Origin of the sequence: Stappia indica, from assembly GCF_001696535.1 — a bacterium.
GTDB lineage: Bacteria > Pseudomonadota > Alphaproteobacteria > Rhizobiales > Stappiaceae > Stappia > Stappia indica.
Map to the genome: position 1 here is coordinate 70890 of NZ_MBQE01000004.1, position 19391 is coordinate 90280.

19 protein-coding genes are annotated in these 19391 nt (G+C 67.2%); 13 read left to right on the forward strand and 6 right to left on the reverse strand.

Annotated features, from left to right (window positions below; all coding sequences use genetic code 11):
* The first annotated feature begins 31 nt into the window (after nucleotides 1–31).
* The gene (locus BBX35_RS14895; RefSeq protein ID WP_067221751.1) at nucleotides 32–1432 is read left to right on the forward strand and encodes an aminotransferase-like domain-containing protein; all 1401 of its coding nucleotides are present in this window, start codon (nucleotides 32–34) and stop codon (nucleotides 1430–1432) included.
* Here the strand turns inward: BBX35_RS14895 and BBX35_RS14900 are convergent.
* Both BBX35_RS14900 and BBX35_RS14905 read right to left on the reverse strand, forming a co-directional pair.
* Complete coding sequence (locus tag BBX35_RS14900; RefSeq protein ID WP_067221753.1) at nucleotides 1416–2279, reverse strand: shikimate dehydrogenase family protein; 864 nt, start codon at nucleotides 2277–2279, stop codon at nucleotides 1416–1418. The two genes, BBX35_RS14895 and BBX35_RS14900, sit on opposite strands and share 17 nt — an antisense overlap.
* Nucleotides 2280–2393: 114 nt before the next feature.
* On the reverse strand, nucleotides 2394–3080 hold the full coding sequence (locus BBX35_RS14905) for a GntR family transcriptional regulator (protein WP_067221755.1): 687 nt from the start codon (nucleotides 3078–3080) through the stop codon (nucleotides 2394–2396).
* A 285-nt stretch (nucleotides 3081–3365) separates the two neighbouring features.
* Here BBX35_RS14905 and BBX35_RS14910 point away from each other — a divergent pair, with 285 nt between their 5' ends.
* The 4 genes from BBX35_RS14910 (at nucleotide 3366) to BBX35_RS14925 (ending at nucleotide 6710) form a co-directional block, all read left to right on the forward strand.
* The gene (locus tag BBX35_RS14910; RefSeq protein WP_067221756.1) at nucleotides 3366–4352 is read left to right on the forward strand and encodes a sialic acid TRAP transporter substrate-binding protein SiaP; all 987 of its coding nucleotides are present in this window, start codon (nucleotides 3366–3368) and stop codon (nucleotides 4350–4352) included.
* 87 nt (nucleotides 4353–4439) lie between these two features.
* Entirely contained in the window at nucleotides 4440–4964 is a 525-nt protein-coding gene (locus BBX35_RS14915; protein WP_067221757.1) for a TRAP transporter small permease, read from the forward strand.
* Nucleotides 4964–6256, forward strand: coding sequence for a TRAP transporter large permease (locus tag BBX35_RS14920; protein WP_067222621.1), 1293 nt, complete (start codon nucleotides 4964–4966; stop codon nucleotides 6254–6256). The genes BBX35_RS14915 and BBX35_RS14920 overlap by 1 nt, the downstream gene beginning before the upstream one ends.
* A 4-nt stretch (nucleotides 6257–6260) precedes the next feature.
* A complete protein-coding gene (locus BBX35_RS14925) occupies nucleotides 6261–6710 on the forward strand; it encodes a type II 3-dehydroquinate dehydratase (protein WP_067221759.1) in 450 nt (149 codons plus the stop codon).
* A gap of 12 nt (nucleotides 6711–6722) precedes the next feature.
* Here BBX35_RS14925 and BBX35_RS14930 read toward each other — a convergent pair whose 3' ends face one another.
* Nucleotides 6723–7688 (reverse strand): acyltransferase domain-containing protein, encoded by a 966-nt coding sequence (locus BBX35_RS14930; RefSeq protein ID WP_067221761.1) that lies wholly within the window; start codon nucleotides 7686–7688, stop codon nucleotides 6723–6725.
* Between BBX35_RS14930 and BBX35_RS14935 the strand changes: the two genes are divergently transcribed.
* Nucleotides 7687–8511: a 4'-phosphopantetheinyl transferase family protein gene (locus BBX35_RS14935; RefSeq protein WP_067221763.1), complete on the forward strand. Its 825-nt coding sequence runs from the start codon at nucleotides 7687–7689 to the stop codon at nucleotides 8509–8511. The two genes, BBX35_RS14930 and BBX35_RS14935, sit on opposite strands and share 2 nt — an antisense overlap.
* Here BBX35_RS14935 and BBX35_RS14940 read toward each other — a convergent pair.
* On the reverse strand, nucleotides 8469–9335 hold the full coding sequence (locus tag BBX35_RS14940) for a metallophosphoesterase family protein (protein WP_067221764.1): 867 nt from the start codon (nucleotides 9333–9335) through the stop codon (nucleotides 8469–8471). The two genes, BBX35_RS14935 and BBX35_RS14940, sit on opposite strands and share 43 nt — an antisense overlap.
* A 127-nt stretch (nucleotides 9336–9462) precedes the next feature.
* Here BBX35_RS14940 and BBX35_RS14945 point away from each other — a divergent pair, with 127 nt between their 5' ends.
* Genes BBX35_RS14945 through BBX35_RS14970 form a run of 6 tightly spaced genes read left to right on the forward strand, consistent with a single transcriptional unit; the run spans nucleotide 9463 to nucleotide 15053 of the window.
* Nucleotides 9463–10269 carry an FkbM family methyltransferase gene (locus BBX35_RS14945; RefSeq protein WP_067221766.1) on the forward strand — a complete coding sequence of 269 codons (807 nt, stop codon included), beginning with the start codon at nucleotides 9463–9465 and terminating at the stop codon, nucleotides 10267–10269.
* A 14-nt stretch (nucleotides 10270–10283) separates the two neighbouring features.
* Nucleotides 10284–11540 (forward strand): cytochrome P450, encoded by a 1257-nt coding sequence (locus BBX35_RS14950; protein ID WP_083206337.1) that lies wholly within the window; start codon nucleotides 10284–10286, stop codon nucleotides 11538–11540.
* Nucleotides 11537–12793: a hydroxymethylglutaryl-CoA synthase family protein gene (locus BBX35_RS14955; protein ID WP_067221769.1), complete on the forward strand. Its 1257-nt coding sequence runs from the start codon at nucleotides 11537–11539 to the stop codon at nucleotides 12791–12793. The genes BBX35_RS14950 and BBX35_RS14955 overlap by 4 nt, the downstream gene beginning before the upstream one ends.
* A gap of 43 nt (nucleotides 12794–12836) precedes the next feature.
* Nucleotides 12837–13082 (forward strand): acyl carrier protein, encoded by a 246-nt coding sequence (locus tag BBX35_RS14960; protein WP_067221771.1) that lies wholly within the window; start codon nucleotides 12837–12839, stop codon nucleotides 13080–13082.
* Complete coding sequence (locus BBX35_RS14965) at nucleotides 13063–14283, forward strand: beta-ketoacyl synthase N-terminal-like domain-containing protein (RefSeq protein WP_067221773.1); 1221 nt, start codon at nucleotides 13063–13065, stop codon at nucleotides 14281–14283. The genes BBX35_RS14960 and BBX35_RS14965 overlap by 20 nt, the downstream gene beginning before the upstream one ends.
* Entirely contained in the window at nucleotides 14280–15053 is a 774-nt protein-coding gene (locus BBX35_RS14970) for an enoyl-CoA hydratase/isomerase (protein ID WP_067221774.1), read from the forward strand. The genes BBX35_RS14965 and BBX35_RS14970 overlap by 4 nt, the downstream gene beginning before the upstream one ends.
* Here BBX35_RS14970 and asnB read toward each other — a convergent pair.
* Both asnB and BBX35_RS14980 read right to left on the reverse strand, forming a co-directional pair.
* Entirely contained in the window at nucleotides 15017–17026 is a 2010-nt protein-coding gene (gene asnB / locus BBX35_RS14975) for an asparagine synthase (glutamine-hydrolyzing) (RefSeq protein WP_067221776.1), read from the reverse strand. The two genes, BBX35_RS14970 and asnB, sit on opposite strands and share 37 nt — an antisense overlap.
* A gap of 55 nt (nucleotides 17027–17081) precedes the next feature.
* Nucleotides 17082–17330 (reverse strand): phosphopantetheine-binding protein, encoded by a 249-nt coding sequence (locus BBX35_RS14980; protein WP_067221777.1) that lies wholly within the window; start codon nucleotides 17328–17330, stop codon nucleotides 17082–17084.
* Between the two features lie 421 nt (nucleotides 17331–17751).
* On the opposite strand from BBX35_RS14980, the gene BBX35_RS14985 reads away from it, so the two are divergent.
* The gene (locus BBX35_RS14985; RefSeq protein ID WP_083206338.1) at nucleotides 17752–19389 is read left to right on the forward strand and encodes a cyclic peptide export ABC transporter; all 1638 of its coding nucleotides are present in this window, start codon (nucleotides 17752–17754) and stop codon (nucleotides 19387–19389) included.
* The last annotated feature ends 2 nt before the right edge of the window (nucleotides 19390–19391 follow it).

A 19391-nucleotide genomic window follows, 5' to 3' on the forward strand; every position in this document is an offset into this window, starting at 1 on the left:
TATCGCTGGGACAATAATCGGGAAACGCGCCATGGCGAGGCTTTCGAGAGCAGACACGATCGTCCAGCATGTCAGCGGGTTGCTGTCCGCCGGCGCCTACAAGGCGGGCGAACGGCTGCCGTCCGTGCGCCAGGCCGCGCGCGAGCACGGCGTTTCGAAGAACACCATGGCCGAGGCCTATGACCGGCTTGTGGCGCGCGGCCTCCTCGAATCCCGCGCCGGGTCGGGATATTACGTCGCCCAGTTCCAGCCGCCGCGCCAGGTGCCGCCGGCCGCCCATGTCGCCGCCGCCGTCGACGTGGTGTCGCTGCTGCGCGAACAGCTCGACCAGCATTACGAGGTGCGCCCAGGCGACGGCCGCCCGCCGCCCTTCTGGATGGAGGGCTCGGAGCTCAAGCGCTACTTCTCGGTGTTCAAGGTCGCAGGGCCGTCCTCCATCGACTTCGGCTACGGCAGTTCCTGGGGCTATGCGCCCTTGCGCGAGCGCTTGCGTGTCCTGCTGATGGAACGGGCCATCGCGGTGCAGCCGGACGGCTTGCTGCTTACCCACGGGGTCAATCACGGTGTCGACCTGATCATCCGGCACCTGATCGAGCCCGGCGACACGGTCTTCGTCGACGATCCTGGCTACTATCCGCTGTTCGGCAAGCTGACGCTGGCCAAGGCGAAGATGGTCGGCATCCGCCGCCTGCACGACGGGCCGGACCTCGAGGACCTTGCCGCAAAGCTCGCGATCCACCGTCCGAAGATCTTCTTCACCCAGTCGCTGGCCCACAATCCGACCGGCGGTTCGCTGTCGCCGGCGGTGGCCTTCGGGCTGATGCGGCTTGCCGAGCGCTGGGGCTTCCTGCTGGTGGAAAACGATGTGCTCGGCGACATCCTGCCGGCGACGCTGCCGCGCCTTGCCGCGCTCGACCAGCTCAACCGCGTGCTCTATGTCGGCACCTTCTCCAAGACCCTGTCGGCGAGCCTGCGTTGCGGCTTCGTCGCCGGACACCCGTCGATCATCTCCTCGCTCGGCAATCTCAAGATGCTGACGACGGTCGCGACCGCCGACTATGTCGAGCGCTTCGTCTTCAAGCTGATCCAGGACGGCCACTATCTCCGGCACTTGCGCCGGCTGAGGTCGCGCGTCGAGGAAGCCCACAAGGCCTCGCTCGACCAGATGGAGGCGCTGGGGCTGACGGTGCGCGCCAGCGTGACACCGGGCTTCTATCTGTGGACGGAGTTTCCCGACGGCATCGACGAGATGGAGCTCTGCCGCAAGGCGGCCGAGCGCAGCATCTTCCTGGCGCCGGGCAGCGTGTTCACGCCGGACCGCACGGCGCCGGACCGGGCAGGGCGCGGACGGGCGGCGATCCGGATCAATGTCGCCTACGGCACCAATCCGCGCTTCATCGAGTTCCTGCGGGACATCATGGCCGGGCGCTGACGGCCTCCGGTGCAGCGTCCTGCGCGGCCAGCGCATCACGCAGGGCCCTCGGGTCGACTTCGGCGCCGGTGAAATGGCGGAACGCGTCGATTCCCTGGTGGAAGAACAGCTCGTAGCCGCTGATGATCGTCGCGCCGGCCGCTTGCGCACCCGCCAGGAAGGCGGTGTCGATGGGCGTGTAGACCGCGTCGAACGCCCAGGATGCGCCGCGCATCAGGCCGGTGTCGATGGGGCTTCCCGGATTGCCGACCATGCCGACGGGGGTGCAGTTGAGGAAGCCGTCGGCTCCCTCCGCCGCCTCTTCCGCCGTCTCCACATGGCGCGCGCCGGGCAGGATGCCGCCCTCGCGCAAGGCGCGGGCAAGAGCCGCCGCGCGTGTGCTGTCCCGGTCGAAGATCCGAAGGTCCCCGGCACCCAGCGTTGAAAGCGCGAAGGCGATGGCCTTGCCGACCCCGCCGGCGCCGATCATCGCGACGCGGCCGGGCGAGGCGGCTCCGAAGCCGGCGCGAAAGGCCGAGATGAAGCCGGAATGGTCCGTGTTGTGTCCCTCCGGCCGGCCGGGACCGAACAGCACCGTGTTGCAGGCGCCGATGGCGCGGATGCGCGCATCGGGCACGACAAGCTGCGCGACCACCTGCTCCTTGTAGGGGTAGGTGATGTTGATGCCCCGATAGCCCTCCTCGACGCAGCGCCGGAACACGGCGTCGAAGGACAGCCCGAGATCGCGGGGAACCAGCCGTTCGTAGGTCACATCGAGCCCGCAAAGCCGGCCGGCCTCCACATGCAGGCGGGGTGAGTGAGAGCGGGCGATGTTGTCGCCGATGAGGCCGAGCCTGATGACGGCCATGGTGGTTCCCTCTGGCGCTGTCTGTGACGAATGGCCGGAGGTTAGTCGCTGGTGAGCGAGCTATCAACGAGTGTTTTTATTTTTATCCGATATTTTCAGTTTCGTTGGTTGCGTTCATCGGATCGTCCCGGTTGCCAGGGCGTGTTCGACGCCGCCTTCCACATGGCGGATGAGCACTGCCCGCGCCTGCTCGGCATCGCGGGAAATGGCGCATTCGCGCAGGATCCGGTGCTCCTCGGCGGCGATCTCGCCGCGGAAGGACAGGGCGATCATCTGGTAGCGCAGGTATTTGTCGAAGACGCCGGCATGGGTCTCCATCAGCACGGCCGAGCCGCAGGCGGAGATCAGCGCCTGATGGAACTCCCAGTCGTAGCGCTTCCAGACCTCGGTCTGGCTGCGGTCTCCGCCCTGCATCCGCTGCTCCAGCGTCGCCAGCTTGTGATGGGCCGCGACCACCCGGCCTTCCCATTCCATGTCGCCGCCGGCGAAGGACAGCACCAGCGCATGGCTCTCCAGAAGCAGGCGCAATTCCGCGATTTGCTTGAGGTTCTCGACCGAGACCGGGGCGACTTCGAACCCCCGCTGGCCCTCTGCGATGACGAGGCTTTCCGACGACAGGCGGTTCAGGATCTCGCGCAGGGTGCTGATGCTGGCGCCATAGGCATCGCGCAGCCGGTCGAGCTTGAGCTTCTGGCCCGGAGCCAGCCGGCCGAAGATGATGTCGGTGCGGATCCGGCGATAGGCGTTCTCGCCGATCGTCTGGGTCTGGTCGCCGTCTGTGGCGGAAGCGTCGTGTTTCATAGGATCGTGATAATGTCGGATCGTCTGCAAGGCAACGCGGTTGCCGCCCGGGGTGGTGGAAGGTCGGGGCCGCAAGGCGCGAGGCGGCGGCGGACTGCGGTTCCCGGGAAAGCCATCTGCGCGCCAGTGTGGAGGTTTAGGGTCGGTTCGATAAATGATGTAATCGAAAATATCATAGATTTTTGCAATCGACTATTGATGCGGCGTCCCTCTAGTGGCATGAATCCCTTACGACGGGCCGGCGACGCGGGCCTCCGTCAACGAAAATGGCTTGGGAGGAGTGCCATGTTCACTTTCACACGACGGTCGCTGATCGCGGCCGGCACTGCGCTGGCGATTGCCGGGTTTGCCACCACGGCGATGGCCCAGGACAAGGTCCAGCTTCGCTTTTCCGCCGTCTTCTCGGACCAGGACATCCGGGCTGGGATGATGCAGCGCTTCGCCGACGGTATCGGCGACGGCTTCGACTACCAGGGCTACTACGGCGGCACGCTGTTCAAGCAGGGCACCGAGCTTGTCGCCCTGCAGCGCGGCAACCTGGAGATGGGCAACATCGCCCCCCAGGACATCTCCAACCAGATCCCCGAGTGGTCGGCGCTGACCTCGGCCTATCTTTTCCGTGACGCGGATCACCTGCGCACCTTCTTCGCCAGCGATGTCGGCAAGGAGATGTCGCAGATGGTCGAGGACCGGCTGAAGGTGAAGATCCTCGGCCCGACCTATTTCGGCTCGCGGCAGGTGGGCCTGCGCGTCGACAAGAAGATCGAGACGCCCGCCGACATGGCCGGCATCAAGCTGCGCATGCCCGGCGGCGATGCCTGGCAGTTCCTGGGGCAGGCGCTGGGCGCCAACCCGACGCCGATGGCCTATGCCGAGGTCTATACGGGCCTCCAGACCGGCGCCATCGACGGCCAGGACAACCCGCTGCCGAACGTCCAGAACATGAAGTTCTACGAGGTGATGTCGCAGATCGTCCTGACCTCGCATCTGGTCGGCTATGACCTGCTGACGATCTCGCTCGACACCTGGAATGCCCTCTCGCCCGAACAGCAGGCGAAGGTGCAGGAAGCCGCCGATGCGGCCATCGCCTGGAGCACTGCCGAGCACATCAAGCGCGAGGAGGAGCTGGCAGCCTTCTTCAAGGAGCAGGGCCTGCAGATCTACAAGCCGAATGTCGATGCCTTCCGCACCCATGCGCAGAAGATGTATCTGGAATCGGACCTGGCGAAGGACTGGCCCGAGGGCCTGATCGATCGTATCAACGCACTTTGACCGGTGCTGCGGGGGAGGGCACGTGTCCTCCCCCGCCTGTCTGCCGCGCCGTTGACGACCCTTGCCCCGAACGCTCCGGAGGCCCGCATGCGGATCGCCCAGATCGGCCGCTTTCTGTATCGCCGCGCGGAAAACCTGCTCGCCCTGATGCTGGCGGTGATGTTCATCGCCTTCCTGCTGCAGATCGCCTTCCGCTACCTCCTCAACCTGCCGACCGGCTGGACCTCGGAACTGACCGTGGTGATGTGGCTGTGGCTGGTGCTGTGGGGCGCGGCCTTCGTCCTGCGCGAGGATGAGGAGATCCGCTTCGACCTCCTGCATTCTGGCGTCGGACCGCGGGCGCGGCGGATCATGACGGCCCTTGGCGCTCTCGCCCTGATCGGGCTCTATCTTCTGTCGCTGCCGGCCGTCGTCGACTACGTGACCTTCATGAAGGTGCAGTCGACCGCCTATCTGAAGATCCGCTTCGACCACCTGTTCTCGATATATGTGGTCTTCGCGGTGGCCGTGCTCGTCCGCTACCTGTGGATCCTCTGGCGCGCCGTTTCGGGCAGCGACGGCAGGGACCGCGACGGCAACAGTGCCGCGCCGACATCGGAGGGGCAGGCGTGATCGATCCCTTTGCCGCCTGCATCGTTGCGATCCTCGGGCTTGCCCTGCTCGGGCTGCCCATCGGCCACTCGATGATCGCCGGCTCGATCCTCTATCTCTATCTCGCCGGCCTCGACATGGGCACGGCGGCCGAGCAGCTGTTGAACGGCATGTACACCAGCTACGTGCTGCTCGCCGTGCCGCTGTTCATCCTCTCGGCCGAGATCATGAATTCCGGCTCGATGACGCTGCGCCTGCTCGATTTCTGCAATGCGCTGGTCGGCCGGTTCCGCGGCGGCCTGGCGCAGGTCAACGTCATCCAGTCGATCATCTTCGCCGGCATGTCCGGCTCGGCCATCGCCGATGCGGCCGGCGTCGGCAAGATGATGCAGAAGATGATGACCGAGGGCGGGCGCTATCCGGCGAGCTTTGCGGCCGCCCTGACGGCCGCGACCTCGGTGATCGGGCCGATCATTCCGCCCTCGATCCCGGTGGTGCTCTACGCGCTCGTTTCCGATGCCTCCATCGGCTACCTGTTCCTCGGCGGCATGGTGCCCGGCTTGCTGATGGGCGGCACGTTGATGCTGCTGGTGATGCTGACCGCGCGCCGGCGCGCCTTTCCGGTCGAGACCCCGGTCCCCTTGCGCGAGATCCCCGGCATCACCTTCAGGGCGCTGCCGGCGCTGATGATGCCGGTGGTGCTGCTCGGCGGCATCTATTCCGGCATGACCACGCCGACGGAAGCCGCCGCCATCGCCGCTGCCTATGCGTTCCTGATCTCGGCGCTGGTCTACCGGACGGTGACGCCCGCCAGCGCCTATCGCTCGGTCCTGTCGAGCGCCCGCACCACCGCCTCCATCGGCATGCTGATCGCCGGTGCGCTGGTCTTCAACTACGTGGTGACGGTGGAGAACATCCCGCGCACCCTGACTGTGTTCATCCAGGGTCTGGACCTGTCGCCGCTCGCCTTCCTGATCCTTGTCAACATCCTGCTGCTGCTGCTCGGTTGCCTGCTGGAGGGCACGACGATCATCCTGATCGTGCTGCCGGTGCTGATCCCGACCGCCAAGGCGCTTGGCATCGATCTGGTGCATTTCGGCATCGTCAGCGTCGTCAACATCATGATCGGCCTGATCACCCCGCCCTACGGCCTGCTGCTCTTCATCATGACCAATATCGGCAAGGTGAGCCTCAGCGCGCTGGTGCGCGAGGTGATGCCGTTCCTCTACGCGCTGCTCTTCGCATTGGGGCTGATCACGCTCTTCCCCGATCTCGTTCTCTTCCTGCCACGCCTCTTCGGATACCAGGGCTGATACCATGTCTGCACCGATCTACGTCCTCAACGGTCCCAACCTGAACCGTCTCGGCACGCGCGAGCCGGAAATCTACGGTCGCACCACGCTCGCCGAGGTCGAGGCGATGTGCCGCGAGGCGGCCGGCGGCCGTCCGCTGGAATTCCGCCAGTCCAATCGCGAATACGAGATCATCGACTGGGTCCACGAGGCGATCGACCGGGAGGCGGCGGGCATCGTCATTAATCCGGCCGCCTTCACCTTCACCTCCATCGCCATTCTCGATGCGCTGAAGATGTTTCCCGGGCCGCTCATCGAGCTGCACATCTCCAACGTCCACCGGCGCGAGGAGATCTATCACCGCTCGCTGGTCTCGCGCACGGCGACAGCCGTCATCGCAGGGCTGGGCGCGCAGGGCTATCCGGTCGCGGTCGGGGCCGTGCTGGAGCTCGCAGCGCGGCGCAAGGCCGCCTGAGCCGTCGACAGCTCAGGCCGTTTCCAGCAGCTTCGCAAGACGCCGCAGGTTGCCGCCGAAGGGCGACAGCACCGCGCTGATGCGCGAGGGCGACGCCTCGTAGAGATCCTGCCGGATGATGGCCGCAAGGCTTCCCGTGGCGCTGAGGTCGATGTAGTGGGCGCCGCCCTGCGCTTCGATGGCCGCAACGCTGGCGCCGAGCCGCATCGGCTCGCGCACGATCCGCCAGGCAAGATCCGGAACGCCGGGCTTCACCGGCGCACTGAGGCAGGCGGACCAGACCGGCCAGAACGGGCTTTCCAGCCGCTCAGCCGCTGCATCGGCGATGACGGCGGCGCGCGCGGGCTCGATCCAGCTCGAGTGAAAGGCGAAGGGCACCGGCAGCCGCTGGAACGGCGCGTCGAGCCGGGTGAGGATCGCCTCCACCTCGGCGACATTCTCGCCCGGCATCGCCAGTACATGGTGGCGTTCGGCGTTGATGCCGGCAAGCTCGGCAAGGTGCCCGAGACGGGGCTCGCTCTCGCGCAGCGACGGCGGGCCGAGGACGGCGATCAGCGCGCCGGGCGCGCAGCTTTCCAGGAACAGGCGGGGCTGGCGGGCGACCGCGGCAAGCGCCGTATCGAACGGCACCATCCCGGCAACGCTCATGGCGGCGAATTCGCCGAGGCTGACGCCGAGCAGCATGTCGGGGCGGATCCCCTTGTGCTGCAGCAGCTTGGCCATGGCGAACTGGGTCATGAAGATCGCCGGATGGGTGTGCTCCAGCCGGTCGAAGGGCTCGCTGGCGCGCCGTCCGCTCGCATGGATCTCGGCAAGCGGCGAGACGCCGTGCCGGTCGCGCACGATGGCGTCGCCGATTTCCATCCATTGCCTGAACACCGGTTCTTCGGCAAGAAGGTCGGCGGCCATGTGGTAGTACTGGGAGCCCTGGCCGGCGAAGCAGAAGACGAGCGGCAGGGACGATGGAGCAGGCGGCATGCAGGAATCCTGGCAGGGCGGTGCGAAGCAGGAGAGTTCTATCTCGCACGGCCCGCCCTTTCGCGACAAGCTCGAGGCGGGCGTCGATCACGTCACCGTCTGGTGGCTGGACCTGAAGAGCATTGGCGAGGACGATTGGCAGCTGCTGGAAAGCCTGCTGGAAGACAGCGAACTGGAGCGCTCCACCCGTTTCCATTTCGACCGCGACCGGGACGTCTACATCGCCGCCCATGCGCTGACGCGCGGCCTCCTGACCTGGTGGACGGGCCTGCCGGCGCGCGACTGGCGCTTCACCGCCGGCGATCATGGCAAGCCCGAGGTGACGCCGCCGCCCGGCCTGCCGCGTCTTCGGGTGAACCTTTCGCATACGCGCGAACTGGCAGCCGTCGCCCTGACGGTCGACAACGATGTCGGCGTCGATGTGGAGTGGCTGGAGCGGGTCAACGATGTCGATCAGCTGGCGAAACGCGTCTTCGCTGCGGATGAGCGCGCGCTGCTGGCCGCAACGCCGAGCGAGCGCAAAACCGAGATCTTCCTGACCTTCTGGACGCTGAAGGAGGCCTATGTGAAGGCCATCGGCAAGGGGCTGTCGCAGCCGCTCGATGCCTTCGCCTTCACCCTGGAGCCGCCGGTGATCCGCTTCGACGATATCGAGGCGGACGACGCCGCGCTCTGGCGCTTCCTGCATCTGCGGCCGACGGATCGCCACAAGCTCGCGGTCGGCGTGCGCCATCCGCATCCCGAGCGCCTGTCGATGGAGATCGGCGAGGCGCCCCTCGACTACTTGCGGAACCTCGGCGCGGCGAGCTCGTCCTCGGCCTGATCGGGGCCGGGCAGCACCTCGCGGATATAGGCGGCCATGCCGCGCGACTGGTCCCACTGGCGCGGGTAGCCGAGCGAAACCTCCTCGAAGCGGGTTCCGTCGCGCCAGTCGGTGCGCCGCACGTGCAGATGGCCGGAGACCACGGCGCGCGCGTTGAACCGCCGGTGCCAGTCGGCTGTCGCCCGCGTCCCGCACCAGGGCGTGAAGCGCGGCGCACGCGGGATGTGGATGAGATCCTCGCGCAGCGGAAAATGGTTGATCAGCACCGTCGGCATGTCGGGGGGCAGGGCGGCCAGCCGCGCCTCCGTCTGCCGCAGGCGCTCGTTGCACCATGCCTCGCGCGAGGCGAAGGGGGCGGGATTGAGAAACATCTCGTCGGCGCAGACCGAGCCCATCTCGCGCGCCCAGCCGACGACGCCGTCGCGACTGACATGCGCCGGGCGGAAACTGTAGTCGTAGAGCAGGAACAATGGTGCGATGGCGCAGGGGCCGCCGTCGCCGGTCCAGATCTCGTACGGGTCTTCCGGGGTGACGACGCCATGCGCGCGCGCCGTCTCGACGAGGCGGCGATAGCGCTCCTCGCCCACCAGCGCGGGCAGCCCCGTCTCCTCCGGAATTGCCCACAGGTCGTGATTGCCCGGCACCCAGAAAACCCGCGCGAAGCGGCGCGTCAGCTCGGTGAAGGCAAGGCGCATTTGCTCGAACCGCTCGCCGACATCGCCGGCCAGAATCAGCCAGTCGTCGGGATAGTCCGGCAGCGCGAACAGGGCGTCGCGGTTTGCCGGGCTGGCGAGATGCAGGTCGCTGATGGCGCGAAGTTTCATGCGGGGGCCTTGGCGGGAACCATGTCCGGGATCGTTCCTTGACCCCTGTTTTCACATGGGGAACACTCGCTACCGACGTCAACCCCTTGAGGCGCGTCATGATTCCCCTTCGGCGACGGACGATCCCGTGACCTTGAAGACTGCGCTTCTGCCCGACGGCCGGGAAATCGCCTGCATCAACCCCTACGAGGTTGATTTTGCAGTGCACGAGATCTTTTCGCAGGACCTTGCAGCGCATGGCCTGAGCCTGCCGCAGGACGGAACGATCTTCGATGTCGGCGCGAATATCGGCCTGTTCTCGCTCTATGCGCTGCAGCAGGCGCCGTCCGCGCGCGTCATCGCCTTCGAGCCGGTGCCGCCGGTCTTTGCCGCGCTGGAACGCAACCTGGAGGCCGCCGGGCCGCAGGCCGTTGCTGTGCCGCTGGGTCTTGGCGCCAAGGCCGGCGAGGTGGAGTTCGACTATTTTCCCGGCGTTGCCGCATTGTCGACGGCGCATAGCGAGGTCGGCGAGCGGATGGCCGGCGGCATTCGCGACCTTCTGACGGGAAGCGCCGGCGAGGCAGTGCGCGCCGTGATCGAGCGCACCGGTGCCGGCGAACTGGCGCAGACGGAGGGCTTTCTCGATACCCTGCTCCGGGTGGAGCGGGTGCGGGCCCGCATCGACACGGTGTCGTCGCAGATGGCAGCCTACGGTGTCGAGGCGATCGACCTTCTGAAGATCGATACGGAAGGCGCCGAGGAGGAGGTGCTTGCCGGCATCGAGGAGGCCGACTGGCCGCGCATCCGCCAGCTGATGGTCGAGGTGCATCTGGGCCGGCCGAAGCTGGAAGAGATCGCGTCCGGGCTGGCGGCGCGTGGCTATCGGGTGACGACCGACACGCATCCGCTTGCCGAAGGCGGGGCCGCGGTGTTTCACATCTACGCGGCGCGATAGGAGCGGGCGGGCGCATGAGCGAGCAAGGGGCTGCTGCGATGGGCGAGGGGATCGACTGGTGGTCGATCCTGACCGACCGGGCGTTCCTGGAGAACCCTTATGACGAGCTGAAGCGGCTGCAGGCGCTCGGCCCCGTTCATCTCGACGCGGCGTCCGGCGTCTATTTTGTGCTCGGACACCGTGCCTTCCTGAAGGTGGCGAAGTCCTCGGAACTCGGCCGAGACACCCGCCACTGGAAGAACGGCTGGACCGCGCCCGAGTACCGGGTGCACGATCCCGTCGGCTACCGGCTCTTCAGCGAGTTCCAGCCGCAGATGATCAATTGCGACGGTGCCGAGCACGCGCGCATGCGCAAGGTCTACGAGCCGGCCTTCCGCTCGCAGGCGGTGCGCGATGTCGGCGCCCTTGTCGAGGCCGAGGCCGCGCAACTGCTCGATGCGATGCCCCGCGAGGGCACGGTCGATTTCATCGAGGCCTTTGCCGGTCCCCTGCCGCTCCGGGTCCTGTGCAAGCTCTTCGACATTCCGCAAAGCCTCGACGAGACGGTCGCGCGCTGGAGCGCCTCGCTGATCCGCATCGGCGACATCCTGATGACGCCGGACCAGAAGAGCGAGGCGCTTGAGGCGCTGACCGAGTTCAAGGCCTTCCTGCGCGAGCACGTCGCCGCCCGCCGGGCCCGGCCGGGCGACAGCCTGATGGACCTTGCGATCCGCGCCCATGACGACGGCACGCTCGACGAGGAGGAGACGCTGACCAATCTCGTCTCCATGCTGGTCGCGGGCCATGAGACCACGGTGACGCTGATCGGCAACGGCCTGCTGCTGCTGCTCCGGCATCCGGACGAGATGGCGCGGCTGCGCGCCGACCGGAGCCTGCTGCGCACCGCCATCGAGGAGTTCCTGCGCATGGAGCCTGGCGGCAACATGATCCTGCGCGTGGCGCGCGAGGATGTCGATGTCGAGGGCACGCTGATCCCGGCGGGTGCTCCGGTTCTCGGTCTTGTCGGGGCGATCAACCGCGATCCGGCCCGGTTCGAGCGCGCCGACGAGGTCGATATCGGCCGGCCGGCCAATGCCCAGCTCACTTTCGGGTCCGGTCCGCATGTGTGCATCGGTGCGCCGCTGGCCCGGCTTGAGGCGCATGTCGCCTTTTCCGCGCTATTGGACCGCTACGGCTCCATCGAACTGGCCGGCGAGCCGGAATGGCGGCTCGACCGGCTGAATGCCCGTGGGCTCGGCCGGCTGCCGGTGCGCGTTGGAGGTGCTGCATGACCCGTGCGGTCGGTATCGAGGCGATGAACGTCTATGGCGGCATGGCCTGTCTCGACGTGAAGGAACTCTGCCTGCATCGCGGGCTCGACATGCCCCGGTTCGAGAACCTCTTGGTTCAGGAAAAGACGGTGGCGCTGCCTTACGAGGACCCGGTCACCTTCGCGGTGAATGCGGCCCGGCCGTTGATCGATGCGCTGGCGCCGGAGGAGCGGGCCCGCATCGAGATGGTGGTGACCTGCACCGAGTCCGGTATCGACTTCGGAAAGTCGCTCAGCACCTATGTGCATGCGCATCTGGACCTGCCGTCCAACTGCCGGCTCTTCGAGATCAAGCAGGCCTGCTACTCCGGCACGGCCGGCTTGCAGATGGCGGTGAATTTCCTGCTCGCCCAGACCTCGCCCGGCGCCAAGGCCCTGGTGGTGGCGACCGACATTTCCCGCTTTGCGCTCGCCGATGCCGGCGCTGTGGAGGAATGGGCCTATTCGGAACCGAGCTCCGGCGCCGGCGCGGTGGCGATGCTGGTCTCCGATACGCCGCATGTCCTGCGCATCGATGCGGGAGCCTATGGCAATCACGCCTTCGAGGTGATGGACACCTGCCGCCCCGGCCCGGATACCGAGGCGGGCGACGCGGACCTCTCGCTGATGGCCTATCTCGACTGCTGCGAGGGTGCGTTCCGCGACTATAGCCGCCGGGTGGAGAACGCGGACTTTCGTGAAAGCTTCGGACAGCTGTGCTTCCACACGCCGTTCGGGGGCATGGTCAAGGGCGCCCACCGGCACCTGATGCGCCGACTCGACAAGGCACCGCCCAAGGAGATCGAGGCCGACTTCCAGGCGCGTCTGGCGCCGAGCCTTGCCTTCGGCAAGCGGGTCGGCAACACCGCCGGCGGCTCGGTCTTCGTGGCGCTGGCCGGCATGCTGGAGACGGTGGCAATCGATGCGCCGATGCGGGTCGGACTGTTCTCCTACGGCTCGGGCTGCTGCTCGGAGTTCTACAGCGGCGTCGTGACGCCGGAGAGCAGCGAGCGTCTGCGCGCGATGCGCATCCCGCAGGCGCTGGACCGCCGCCACCGCCTCACGATCGAGGAATACGAGACGCTGCTGCGCGGCGAGAGCGTCGTGCGCTTCGGCACGAAGGATGCCGAGCTGAACCACCAGATTGTGCCGGACGCCTGGCCGGTCGATGCAGCCGGCGATCGGCTTGTGCTGGATGCGGTCGTCGGCTACCACCGCAAGTACATCTGGATCTGAGCCGGGCTGCCGCAACAGCGGCGGACCTGGAAAAGGGGGCGAGTTGGACAGCGACCGGATTGCCGAGATCATCATTGCCGAGATCCGCAGCACCGTGCCGGAGCTGGAGGCGCAGCCCATCACCCGCGGCGATTCCATGGCCGATCTCGGGGTCGATTCCATCGAGCGCAGCGAGATCATCCTGGCGACGCTGGAGGCCATCGGCCTGAAGGTGCCGATGGTCCAGCTGCACGGCCCGCGCAACATCGGCGAGCTGGCCGATCTGCTGCATGCCAAGTCCAAGGCCTGACCCGCATCCGCCCGTCGTCACCGGCATCGGGGTCGCCAGCGGTCTCGGCCACGGCAAGGATGCGTTCCGCGCCGGACTGTTCGAGGGGCGGAGCGTTTTCGCACCGCTTGCCCGCCCCGGCCGGCAGCGCGGCGACGGCAGCCCGCCGTTCTTCGGCGTCGAGATGCCCGATCCGCCTTCCATCCTGCCGCCCCGTGTGGAGCGCACCGCGGGCCTGAGCGGACGTGCGGCGGTTGCCGTCCTCGACGAGGCCTGGCGCGAGGCGGGGCTGGATCGCGTGTCGCCTGAGCGGATCGGCCTGATCGTCGGCGGGTCGAACCTGATGGCGCGCGAGCAGCTCTTGAGCCTGCGCGACTACGCCGACCGGCTCGACTTCCTGCCGCCGCGACACGGCCACGTCTTCCTGGACACCGATATCTGCGGCCTGTGCGCTTCGCAGTTTCCCATCCGCGGCTTTGCCCACACGATCGGAGCGGCCTCGGCGAGCGGCGCGGCCGCCATCGTCGAGGCGGTCGAGGCCGTGCGGAGCGGCAGGGTCGATGCCTGCATCGCCCTCGGCGCGTTGCAGGACGTCTCCCTGATGGACCTGCAAGGCTTCCGGGCGCTCGGTGCGCTGGGCGCCGGGCCGGTCTGCCGGCCGATGGACACGGGTCATGACGGCTTCCTCTATGGCGAGGCCTGCGCCGCGCTGGTCGTCACCCGGCCGGGCCATTCCGCAGGCACGGTCTATGGCCGCGTGCTTGGAACGGGCTTTTGCACCGATGGCAGCCGCGGCCCGGAGCCGAATTCCGAGGCGCAGGTCCGTGCCGCGCAAGACGCGCTGGCCGCGGCCGGACTGGTGGCTGCCGACATCGACTACGTCAACGGCCATGCCACGGGAACGCCATCCGGCGACGAGGCGGAACTCGCCACCATGCGCCGGCTTGGCCTCGGTCACGCACGGGGCAACGCCACCAAGTCGATCATCGGGCACGGCCTGAGCGCGGCCGGCGCGGTCGAAGCCGCTGCCGTGCTGATCCAGATGCGCGAGCGGCTGCTGCATCCGACGCTTCATCTCGATGCGCCGCTGGACGAGGCTTTTCGCTGGGTGCGAGGCGCGGCGCAGGAACACCGCATCCGCCACGCATTGAAGTTTTCCTTCGGTTTCGGCGGCACCAATGTCGCGCTGGTCTTCGGGGCGCCGGAAGGAGAGGCGACATGAGCGGGTTCTCGACGATTTCCTGCAGCATCGCGCAGGGCATCTGCCGCATCCGCTTCGTCCGGCCGGAGGCGGGCAACAGCATCACGCCCCAGATGGTGAGCGAGCTGCACGCCGCCTTCGACCTTTGCGAAGCGAAGGAGGGGCCGGATGGCCGCGCAGTCACGGTCGTTGTGCTGGAAGGCAGCGACGATGTCTTCTGCATGGGCGGCGATTTCGACGCCGTCGCGGAGGATGCGGCGCCGATGGACCCGGCGCCCCTCTACGATCTGTGGCTGCGCATGGCGCGCGGCCCCTTCGTCACGGTGAGCGTGGTGCGGGGCAGGGCGAATGCCGGCGGCGTCGGGCTGGCCGCCGCCGCCGATATCGTGCTGGCGGACGAGAGCGCGAGCTTTGCCCTGTCCGAGCTGCTGTTCGGCCTGTTCCCGGCCTGCGTGCTGCCGTTCCTGGCGCGCCGTGTGGGGGCGCAGCGTGCCCGCTACATGACCTTGATGACGCGGCCGGTGGGCGCGCGCGATGCCCTGTCCTTCGGGCTTGTCGATGCGCTGGGCGAGCGGGCCGACGAGCTGTTGCGCCAGCACTTGATGCGGCTGCGGCTGCCGGGGCGGGGGGGCATCGCCCGCTTCAAGACGCATGCGGCCGCAGGGCCAGATGACCTTGAGGGCCAGCGCGAAGCAGCGCTTGCCGCCAATCGCGAGATGTTCGCCGATCCGAAGATCCGCGCCGATATCCGCCGCTACGTGAGAGACGCCAAGTTCCCCTGGGAGGCGTGAGGCGCGGCCTCGGCCCGCAGGTCCACCGCGCGTTGCAGCGGCGGCAGGGCGCTTGACCCGCCTGCCTGCCCGAGCCCCTGCCGCTGCACGAAAAAGCGGTCGAGCAGGGCGATGGAGAGCAGGAACAGGAAGGTCTGGTTTTCCTTCGTGCTGACCTCTTCGGCCGGCTTGGTCAGCACTTTCGTGGCAAGGCGCTGGGCGAATTTCGCATTGAGGAAGGGCAGGTTCGCCAGCTCGCTCTCCGACAGGACGAGATCGAGATAGTCCGGCCGGCGCGCCGCAAAGGCCGCCGCGTCCGGTGCCCGGTATGGGAACTTGCGCTTGTCGGCGACAGCGCCCGGCAGCCGGTCGCGGAAAGCCTCGCGCAACAGCCGCTTCTCGGTGAACCCGTCGTCGAAGCGCAGATTGACCGAGGAGGCGAGCCCGATCACCGACGGGTCGAGGAACGGGCAGCGGTTCTCCACCCCGTGGGCTAGGCTCATGCGGTCGCCCTGGGTCGACAGCAGGTAGCCGGGCAGCAGGGTCTTGTATTCCAGCCACTGGGCCTTCTCGACCGCGCTCATCGAGCCGAACGCCGGATTGCCGCCGACAAGCGCCGAAATCTCGGCGAAGGGGTGGCCCGGCGCGCTCAGCAGGCGGGCCGAGAACTGGCCGTTCTGGAAGCGCAGCTCGTGCGAGAAGAGGCCCGGCATCTTCTCGGCCGAGAACTGGTGGTAGAGCCCGGTGACGGCGGCGATGTCCTTCGGCCCGTAATGGGCAAGGTGCGGGTAGAGCCGCTCCAGCCGGCTCCGGCGCATGTCCTCGGGAAGCTCGTTCCACGCAGCGCGCAGCATCGTTTCCTTGAACAGGTCGTAGCCGAGGAACGCCTCGTCGGCGCCTTCGCCGCTGAGGATCACCTTGATGCCTGCCTCGCGGGTGCGCTGCGACAGCAGGAACATGGGGATGAAGGCGCTGCGAAACGCCGGCACTTCCGCGTGATAGACCGCGTCGGGGCAGGCCTCGGCGATGTCGGCATGGCTGATGCGGCGGGCGTGATGGCGGGTGCCCAGATGCTCCGCGACGAGGCGCTGTTCTGCCGACTCGTCGAACTCCGCGTCCTCGAATTCGACCGAGAACGTGGAGAGCGGATGCGGGGTCAGCTCGCGGGCGAGCGCGGCGACGATGGCCGAATCCACCCCGCCGCTGAGATAGACGCCGACCTCCACGTCGCTGCGCAGCCGCAGGGAAACGGCGTCGGTGAGCTGCGCGCGGATGCGCTCGACCGCCTCCTGCTCGCTGGCGATGGTCTCGCTGGGTGCGAAGGACAATTCGTCGTAGACGAAGCGCTCTATCCGGCCCCCGCGCACCCTTGCCCATTCTCCCATGGGCAGGCTCTCGATGCCGCGAAAGCCCGACTGGTGCGGCAGCGGCGTCCACTGGCCGAGAATGGAGGCGAGCTGCTCGGGGTCCTGCTCGAACCGGAAGCCGGGAACGGCCAGGAAGGCCTTCATCTCGGAGGCGAAGAGGATCGTCTCGCCGTGGCGGGCGAGGAACAGCGGGCGCTTGCCGTAGCGGTCGCGGGCGAGAAACAGGTCCTTCTGCCGGCGGTCGTAAAGCGCAAAGGAGAAACCGCCGTTGAAGCGCTTCAGGCAATCCGGGCCCCAGGCCATCCAGGCGCGCAGCACGACTTCGGTGTCGCAGTCCGTGCGGAACACATGACCGAGGCCGACAAGCGTCTCGCGCAGTTCCCGGTAGTTGTAGACCTCGCCGTTGTAGCAGAGCCAGTAGCGCCCGCTTTCGTCGCTGATCGGCTGCACGCCGGCGGCCGGATCGAGGATCGCCAGCCGCACCGTGCCCATGGCCAGTCCGTCGTCGAGCACATAGCCGGCGCCGTCCGGCCCGCGATGGGCGATTGCCGCCAGCATGCCGCAGATCCGGCCCTGCGGATCGTCGCAGCTGCGATCGGCGCTGATGAAGCCGGCAATGCCGCACATGACGTCGCGTGCCCCCTGGTCGGTCTCTGCTTGCTGGCGTTCGGTGTCGCGGCGGTCAGCCCGCTGCGCGCTCGGCGACCTTGCGGGCGACCGTTTCGCGGATCTGGACGAGGCTCACCAGCACGTCGCCGGTCATTTCCTGCTCGGTGAAGCGGATGTCGAATTCCTGCTCGAGAAAGCGGATCAGCTGCACGTAGCCGAAGGAGTCCATCACGCCTTCCTTGAACAGGTCGGAGTCCTCGGGAAAGGAGTCGTCGAACTCGATCAGGAACTGTTCCTCGATGAAGTCCCGGATTTTTTCCATGCGTTCTGATCGCCTGCAGCCAGGGCTGGAAAGCCGTTCGGTATCCCTGTGGAGATCGGATAGGCAGGCCGCCCTGGAATGGCGCCTTCCTCGTTCCCCCGGAGTGCCCCGCGCGAAGCGGAACGCCCCTACGGTAGCGAATAAGTGTGCGCCGCAACAGTCTTTCCGCTACTCAGGGAGAACGGAGTGTGGGAAAGGCCTTAATGCATGCAGGGTGAGAAATCCCGGACGCGGCGACAAGGCTCGCACTTGCCAGCGGAAGGCGCGCTGAATAGCATTCCGCAAGGGCGGCCGTGCTGCCGAAAATGGCGAAACACCAGTAACATGGGACCCGTGACGATGGCGCTGCCGCAAGGTCGGATGCGCTCTCTGGCGGGGTGTGCGGCGTCGTGACAGGGGCAGTCACCGTGGTTTCATCTGCATGAACATCTTGCGGTTGCTCAGAAGCGGACCTCCGGTGAACCGCCGTTCGATCCTGCTGATCACCAGCCTTGCCGGGCTCGGCAATGCCGGGCTCGTCGGCCTGATCAACGAGGCGGCGGAAAAGGCGGTTCTGGCCGAGCCCGTCGGGACGCAGCTGCTTCTGGTCTATGTGACGATGCTCGCCTTCGTGCTGCTGTCGAGCCGCGCTTCGCTGCACGAGGCCAACCGTTTCGTCCAGTCGCGGCTGGAGGCGACGCGTCGGCGAATCGTCAGCAAGATCCGCCGTGTGGACCTGAGGACGCTGGAGCGGCTCGGCCATGGCGATGTCTTCGTCACCGTCTCGCAGGAAACCGACCACCTGTCGCAGACCCTGCCGTTGCTGATCGGCGCGGCGCAGAACGCCTTCCTGCTCGTCTTCCTGCTGCTCTACGTGGCGACCCTGTCGCCGATCTCCTTCCTCGTCGTCACGGTGTTTCTGGCGGGCGGGCTCTACCTCTTCTGGCGGCGCCAGAGCGCGCTGACCGGCTCCCTGGCCGACGTGCATCACCGCGAGGCGGAGATGCTCGACAGCCTGTCCCATTTCACGCTGGGCTTTCAGGAAATCCGGCTCAACGCCGACAAGAACGACGCGCTGCAGGCGCATTTTGCCGACGTCACCTCGCGGCTGCGGCAGGTGGTCGTGGGCTTGGGCGACCGCTGGGTCTCCCTGCTGCAATTCGCAAACGCCTTCATCTTCCTGCTCATCGGCGTCGTCGTGCTGGTCCTGCCAGTGTTCTTTCAAGGCTATACGGACACGATCTACAAGATCACCGCCGCGACCGTCTTCGCGCTCGGTCCCATAGCGGCGATCACCTCGGTCGTGCGGCTGATCGCCCGGGCCGAAGCCGGCCTTGCGCATGTCTATGCGCTGGAACGCCGTCTCGACGCCGGCCTGACGCCGGAGCCGAAGGGGGCTGCGCGCGCGCCCTCGCGCTACCGCTCGTTCCGCACCATCGAGATGCGCGCCGTCACGTTCAGCTATCTCGACGCGGAAGGAACCGCGCTCTTCACCTCCGGCCCCTGGGATCTGTCTTTGAAGCGCGGTGAGATCCTGTTCCTGACGGGCGGCAACGGCAGCGGCAAGTCGACGGCGCTGAAGCTGCTGTGCGGCCTCTACACGCCGGACGGGGGCGAGATCTTCTGCGACGGAGCGCTGGTGAGCGCCGAGACCCGGCGCGACTACCGGGAGATCTTCTCCAGCATCTTCACCGACTTCCATCTGTTCGACCGGCTCTACGGGCTGGAGCACGTCACGCAGCGCGAGGTCGAGAGGCTGATCGCCCGCATGGAGCTCGACGGCAAGGTGCGCTTCGAGGACGGGCGCTTTTCCACCACGAATCTGTCGACCGGGCAGCGCAAGCGGCTGGCGATGATCGTGGCGCTGCTGGAGGACCGCGAGGTCTATCTCTTCGACGAATGGGCGGCCGACCAGGACGCGCATTTTCGCGAGGTCTTCTACACCGAGCTGCTGCCGGACCTGAAGGCGCGCGGCAAGACGGTGGTGGCGGTGACCCATGACGACCGCTTCTGGTACTGCTGCGACCGGCGGCTGGAGCTGGATCTCGGCCGCCTTTCCGACGTGACCGGGGAGGCGTGAGC